The organism is Candidatus Paceibacterota bacterium, assembly GCA_028697015.1.
Taxonomy (GTDB): Bacteria; Patescibacteriota; Minisyncoccia; order Minisyncoccales; family GWA2-38-27; genus JAQVFW01.
Genome location: JAQVFW010000003.1, coordinates 51,477 through 58,083, shown reverse-complemented (window position 1 = coordinate 58,083; position 6,607 = coordinate 51,477). Strand labels below are relative to the sequence as shown.

General features: G+C 35.0%; 6 protein-coding genes. All 6 read left to right on the top strand.

All coding sequences use genetic code 11. From position 1 onward, the window contains the following. Positions 1-300: FtsW/RodA/SpoVE family cell cycle protein (locus PHH50_01835; GenBank protein MDD3729042.1), on the top strand; the 300-nt coding region annotated here is incomplete at its 5' end. 12 nt (positions 301-312) lie between these two features. Beyond that, positions 313-1,452, top strand: a complete 1,140-nt coding sequence (locus PHH50_01830; protein ID MDD3729041.1) for a UDP-N-acetylglucosamine--N-acetylmuramyl-(pentapeptide) pyrophosphoryl-undecaprenol N-acetylglucosamine transferase — start codon at positions 313-315, stop codon at positions 1,450-1,452. Positions 1,453-1,569: 117 nt separating this feature from the next. Then, positions 1,570-3,030 (top strand): lysine--tRNA ligase, encoded by a 1,461-nt coding sequence (gene lysS, locus PHH50_01825; GenBank protein ID MDD3729040.1) that lies wholly within the window; start codon positions 1,570-1,572, stop codon positions 3,028-3,030. Positions 3,031-3,042: 12 nt separating this feature from the next. Further along, positions 3,043-4,305: a serine--tRNA ligase gene (gene serS, locus PHH50_01820; GenBank protein ID MDD3729039.1), complete on the top strand. Its 1,263-nt coding sequence runs from the start codon at positions 3,043-3,045 to the stop codon at positions 4,303-4,305. A 12-nt stretch (positions 4,306-4,317) separates the two neighbouring features. Next, positions 4,318-5,085 (top strand): alpha/beta hydrolase, encoded by a 768-nt coding sequence (locus PHH50_01815; GenBank protein MDD3729038.1) that lies wholly within the window; start codon positions 4,318-4,320, stop codon positions 5,083-5,085. Beyond that, on the top strand, positions 5,082-6,607 hold a 1,526-nt coding region (locus PHH50_01810), incomplete at its 3' end, for a UDP-N-acetylmuramoyl-tripeptide--D-alanyl-D-alanine ligase (GenBank protein MDD3729037.1). The genes PHH50_01815 and PHH50_01810, both read left to right, overlap by 4 nt.

Below are 6,607 nucleotides of genomic sequence, written 5' to 3'. Positions count from 1 at the left end.
GTTATTGCCCAGGAAACCGGCTTTGCCGGAAGCATTTTTCTTATAATTCTCTTTTTCTTTTTCTTCTATCGGGGAATAAAAATTGCCGAGAAGACAAGAGATGAATTCCTTTCTCTTGTTGTAGTTGGACTTGTTTCTTGGATATATATCCAGGCCTTTGTTAATATCGGAGCCATGCTTAATCTTATTCCCATAACCGGAATACCTCTTCCTTTTATAAGCTATGGGGGTTCTCATATAATAGCCGAGTTTATTACTGTCGGGCTTCTTCTGAATATTTCAAAATTTTCAGAAAGATGATAGAATAAGAAAATGAAAAAGAAAAAGAAAAAAATAAAGGTTCTTTTTACGGGAGGAGGAACCGTCGGGCATATATCTCCTCTTGTTGCAATAATAAGGGAGATAAAGAAAAAATATCCGGAAGAGAATTTTCAGTTTTTTTATGTCGGGCCAAAAGACAAATTTGTTTTTGATCTTCTTTCAAAAGAAGATGTTATTGTAAGGACTATTTTTGCCGGAAAGATAAGAAGGTATTTTTCAATTCTTAATTTTTTGGATATTCTATTTAAAATTCCCTTGGGTCTTCTTCAGGCCTTTTATTATGTCTATGTCTTTTCTCCAGACCTTATTTTCAGCAAGGGAGGATACGGTTCGGTTCCGGTTGTCATTATGGGAAAAATGCTTCTGACTCCTATTTTTATTCATGAGTCCGATGTTCATCCGGGATTGTCAAACCAGGTTGCTTCAAGATTTGCCCTTGAAGTATTTACGGCCTTTCCCATTAGAGAAAATACCTTTTTCCCTCCCGAGAAAATAATATCGGTTGGAAATCCTATCAGGCAGGAAATTATGGAGGGGACAAAAGAAGAGGCGAAGAAGATTTTTAATTTGAAAGGAACAAAGCCCTTGATTCTTGTTTTGGGAGGTTCCCAGGGGGCTCAGATAATAAACAATAATCTCCTTGTCATAATCAATGACCTGTTGAATGATTTTGAATTAATTCATCAAACCGGAGAAAATAATATAAAGCAAATCAAAAAAGAAACAGATTTTATTCTTCAGGAGAGCAATAAGCCGTTTTATCATCCCTTCGGATTTTTAAAAGACAATGAGCTTGCCTGCGCCTATTTTGTCTCTTCTCTTGTTATAAGCAGAGCTGGAGCGGCAACTATATTTGAAATTGCGGCAACCGGAAAACCAAGCATTCTGATTCCTTTGTCTAATTCTGCAAATAAGCATCAGTTTAAAAACGCCTATACTTATTCAAAAATGGGAGCTTCTATTGTCATAGAAGAGGATAATTTTACTCCTTATTTCTTTCTGGAGAAAATAAAAAACCTCTTTAAAGATGAAATAGAACTAAGGAAAATGGGGGAAAAGGCCAAAGAATTTGCCGTTCCTTCTTCAACGGGAGTTATTGCCGAATACATTGTTTCTTATCTTAAAAAATAGCTTATGTTTAAAAAATCCAAGCTTTTTTATTTTAAAGCTTCTTGTTTGATTATTTGGCAAATTGATTAATATGATTTTTTTGACCGAAATTGAGAAATAAGTTAAAATAGTTCTATTATGAGCACAATAAAGGAAATTAGAGAGATTAGGTTAAAAAAACTTAAAGCAATTAGAAATGCCGGCTTTTTGGCTTATCCGGGGACTGTTAAAAGAACTCATGCCTGTTATGAGGCATTGAAAAATTTTGAAGAACTTTCAAGGAAAAATACGGAGATTTTTTTAACAGGAAGAATGATGTCCTCAAGACAGCACGGAGGGCTTACTTTTGTTAATATAAAAGACGGGAGTGGACAAATCCAACTTCTTTTAAAAAAGGACAAGGTTGGAAAAAAAGGATATCAGTTTTTCCTTGAGTATTTTGATATCGGGGATTTTATTGAAGTAAGAGGAACTTTATTTCTAACAAAAAGAAACGAAATGACCCTTAGTATAGTTGATTACAAGATGATTTCAAAGTCCCTTCTTCCTCTTCCTGAGAAATGGCATGGATTAAAGGATGCGGAAGACAGATATAGGAAAAGATATCTTGATATTTTATTTGATCCGGAAGTAAAGAATATGATAGAGAAGCGATCTGTTTTTTGGAGATCTACCAGAGATTTTCTTATAAAAAGAAAATTTATGGAAGTAGAAACCCCTGTTTTGGAAACTACCCCAGGAGGAGCGGATGCCAAGCCGTTTATTACTCATTACAATGCTCTTGATATTAATGTCTATTTAAGAATTTCAATGGGAGAGCTTTGGCAAAAAAGATTAATGGTTGCCGGATTTGAAAAGACCTTTGAAATCGGCAGGCAGTTTAGAAATGAAGGAATGGACGCAGAACACTTGCAGGATTATACTCAAATGGAATTCTATATGGCCTATGCCAGTTATAAGCAGGGGATGGAACTTGTAGAAGAAATGTATAAATATATCGCTAAAAAAACATTTGGAACTTTAAAATTTAAAATTCGGGGATTTGATGTTGATTTTGAAAAAGAATGGGAGAGATACGATTATGCTTCAATGATTTCAAAATATACAGGAATAAACATTATGGAAGCCAGTTTGCCGGAAATGGAAAAAAATCTTAAAAAATTAAATATAAGTTACGAAAAAAAGGGATTTAACAGAGCAAGGGCGATGGATAGCTTGTGGAAATTCTGCAGAAAAAAAATAGCAGGTCCCGGATTTTTGATAAACACTCCTATTGAAGTTTCGCCTCTTGCAAAAGAGAATGAAAAGAATCCAAAGTTAGTTCAGCGCTTTCAGGTTATTATTGCCGGGTCGGAAAATGGAAATGGATATTCGGAATTGAACGACCCTATTGAACAGGCGCAAAGGTTTAAGGAACAGCAAAAACTCCGCGATATGGGGGACGAAGAAGCTCAAATGTACGATGAGGATTTTATTGAAGCGCTGGAATACGGAATGCCTCCTACGTGCGGATTTGGGTTTTCGGAAAGGCTTTTTTCTTTCTTAATGGACAAGCCGGCTCGTGAATGCCAAATCTTTCCTCTTATGCGCCCAAAATAGTTTTTTAAATATATGTTTGATATAAAATTCATCAGGGAGAATAAGGAAAAATATCTTGAGATTGTTAAAAACAAAGGAGTGGATTTGGATGTGGAAAAACTTCTTTTGCTCGATAAAAAAAGAAGAGACCTTATTTACAAAACCGAAGAACTGAAAAAAGAACAGAATAAGCTAAGCAGGGAAGAAATAGAAAAGGCAAAAAAAATAAAAGAAGAATTTAAGGCATTAAAAGAAAAGCTCAACAGCGTTGAGAAAGAGTACAACTCTTTAATGCTTATTACTCCCAATATTTATTCAGATGATACTCCTGTTGGCAAAGATGAAAAGAGCAATGTTGAAATTTTAAAAATGGGAGAAATAAGAAAGCTTGATTTTAAGATAAAAAGCCACATAGAACTTGGAAAGGATCTTGACATTATCGATATTGAAAGGGGAGTGAAGACCAGCGGATTTCGGGGCTACTATTTGAAAAACGAAGGAGCCCTTTTATCGCTTGCCTTAATGTGGCATTGTATTTTAAAAATGAAAGAAAAGGGATTTTCTTTTATGATTCCTCCTACTCTTCTTAGGGAATTTGCCCTTGTCGGAAGCGGTCATTTTCCTTTTGGGAAAGAAGAAATATATCAAATTGCAAATCCCGGAAAGCTTGCAAATGGAGAAAATGTAACTGAAAAGACCTATTTAGCCGGAACTTCAGAACCCTCTCTTCTTGCCTATTTTTCAGATCTTATTCTTGAGGAAGAAAAACTGCCGGTTAAAGTTTGCGCCTTTTCAAACTGCTATCGCTCGGAGATCGGAAGCTATGGCAAGGACACCAAAGGACTTTACAGAATTCATGAATTTATGAAAGTTGAACAGGTTGTTTTGTGTAAAAATAGCATAGAAGAATCAAATTTTTGGCTTGAAGAAATGAGAAAGATATCAGAAGAGATACTGCAAGAATTGGAGCTTCCTTATAGGATTTTGCAGCTTTGCACCGGAGATATGGGGGCGGGAAAATACAAGATGTACGATATTGAAACATGGATGCCATCAAGAAACAGTTATGGGGAAACCCATTCTGATTCCAATCTTACCGACTGGCAATCAAGGCGGCTCAATATTAAGTATAGGAATAAAAAGGGAGAGAAGTTTTTTGCCTATACTCTGAACAATACCGTCATAGCTTCTCCCAGAATTTTAATAGCAATACTGGAAAACCATCAGGAAAAAAACGGAAGCGTTAAAATTCCAAAGGTCTTAACAAAATATCTGCCCTTTAATAAGATTGGTTAAATTTATAACAAAATGAGAGAAGAGAAAATAACCATAAGAGACGTTAAATGTAATTATAAGGTTAAGGGAAACGGAGAGCCGATTTTAATTTTGCATGGATGGGGTTCTTCTTCCGATTCTTGGATAAAAGTTCAACATATCCTTTCTGAAAAAGGATACAGTGTTTTTTGCCCTGATCTTCCCGGGTTTGGAAAAAGCGATCCGCCCCTTTCTCCTTGGACGGTTGATGATTATAAAAAATGGGCTGTTGAATTTATGAAGGCCTTTAACATTGATAGCTTTATTCTAATAGGCCATTCTTTTGGAGGAAGAATTTCAATAAAATTATCTTCTGAAGAAAACTCTCCTGTAAAAAAAATGATTCTTTGCTCTCCTGCCGGAATAAGGGTAAAGCCCGATTTTAAAACAGACATTATTCTTGCTTTAGGAGGAATCGGAAGCACTTTGCTTGATATTTTTTCTCCCAAATTTCTTAAAGATTATTTAAGAGGTCTCTTTCATTTTCTTATAAGAAAAAGGGATTATGTCAAAGCGAAAGGAGTGATGAGGGAAACAATGAAGCTTGTTATTTCAGAGAATTTGTTTCCTTTTCTTTCTAAAATAGAGGTAAAAACTCTTCTTCTTTGGGGAAAAAAGGACAAGATGATTCCCTTAAGATACGCTTTTGTTTTTAAAAAAGAGATAAAGGACTCTTCTCTTGTTGTTATAGAACAGTCGGGCCATAGTATAAATATTGACGATCCCGTACGCCTTGCAAAAGAAATCCTCAAATTCTTATGAACTATTTAATAGGTTTTTTGTGGTTTTTCAGAGCTGCCAAAACATTTGCTTTTTACGTTTATCTTTGGCAGATAAAAGAGTATCATTTGGGCCGCTTTAGGGCCCATTTTGAAACAAAAGAAGGCAAAAAGCTTATCTTCAACAGATTTATCCTGATTAAGGTTTTTTTGCTTCTTTTCTTTTTTATTTCTTTTATAAGAATATTTTTTTATCTTTTTGTTTTTCTTCTTTTTCTTCTTTATCTTGTTGAGTTTTTAAAGCTTTCAAGAGACGCTTTTAAAAAATCATTAAAGCTTCCTATTTTTACCCTGAAAGCTTCTTTTCTCTTTGGTTTTCTTCTTTTAATTCAAACTCTTTTTTTTATCTTTGCCTTTTCAAAAGGAAGTTTTCTTTTCTATCTTCTTCTCTTTGACGTTGTTTCTCCTCTTATTGCTTCTTTTATTGTTCTCCTTTTTCAGCCGGTTGCCGTTTTTTTCCGCAACCGTACTTTGAAAAAAGCGAAAGAGAAAAGAGAGTCATTTTCAAACCTTACTTCTATTGGAATTGTCGGGAGCTACGGCAAAACCTCAACCAAAGAGTTTTTATCAGCCATTTTGAGTCAGAAGTTTAACGTTTTAAAGACGTTTGGCCATGTAAATAGCGAAATAGGAATTTCAAAAACCATTTTGGATAATCTTGATTCAAGTTATGACATATTTGTTTGTGAAATGGGGGCCTATAAAAAAGGGGGGATAGAAATGCTTTCTGATATCGCAAAGCCCAAAATAGGGATTTTAACCGGGATAAACCAGCAGCATCTTTCCCTTTTTGGAACCATTGAAAATCTTCTTTCGGCAGAAGGAGGAGAGGAGCTTTTTAATTCTCTTCCTAGGGGCGGCCTTATGATTGTAAACGTCGATAGTAAAAGGGCTTTAAAAAAGTACGGAAATTACATTGATTCTCCTCCAAAGAAAAAAACAATTCATTTTTCTTCTGCGGAAAAAAAAGAGTTTTCCTTGGATATTTGGGCAGAGGAAATAGAGGAGAAAGAAGAAGAACTGCTTTTTAAGGCCTGCTTTAAAGAAGGCGATTTTGTCTTTTTGAAGGCAAATCTTTTGGGAAAACAGAATATTGAAAATCTTCTTCTTTCAATTCTTGTTTCAAGAAAGCTTGGAATGTCTTTTGAAGAAATTGAAAAAGGGATTTCAAAAATTGAGCCCTGGCAAGGAGGATCTTCTTTTTTGATAAAGGAAGAAGGATACAAGGTGATAGATGCGAGCTATTCGGCAAATCCAAGCAGTGTTATTGCTCTTCTTGATTATTTGAAAGTTTTCTCTTTAAGAAAAACTATTGTTATGCCTTGTCTTATCGAGCTTGGCTCTTCGGCTAGAAAAATCCACAAAAATATCGGCAAAAAGATAGCCGAGGTTTGCGATTTGGCAATAATAACTTCAGATGATTATTTAGATGAGATAAAGGAGGGAGCGGGGATTAAGAAGAATAAGATTTTGTTTATGAAAAATCCCGATGAAATTGTCTCAAA

What these genes read in the sequence shown, in the direction of transcription:
- PHH50_01815 (MDD3729038.1), top strand. Translation starts at nt 4,318, where the DNA reads ATGAGAGAAGAGAAAATAACCATAAGAGACGTTAAATGTAATTATAAG.
- serS (MDD3729039.1), top strand. Translation starts at nt 3,043, where the DNA reads ATGTTTGATATAAAATTCATCAGGGAGAATAAGGAAAAATATCTTGAG.
- lysS (MDD3729040.1), top strand. Translation starts at nt 1,570, where the DNA reads ATGAGCACAATAAAGGAAATTAGAGAGATTAGGTTAAAAAAACTTAAA.
- PHH50_01830 (MDD3729041.1), top strand. Translation starts at nt 313, where the DNA reads ATGAAAAAGAAAAAGAAAAAAATAAAGGTTCTTTTTACGGGAGGAGGA.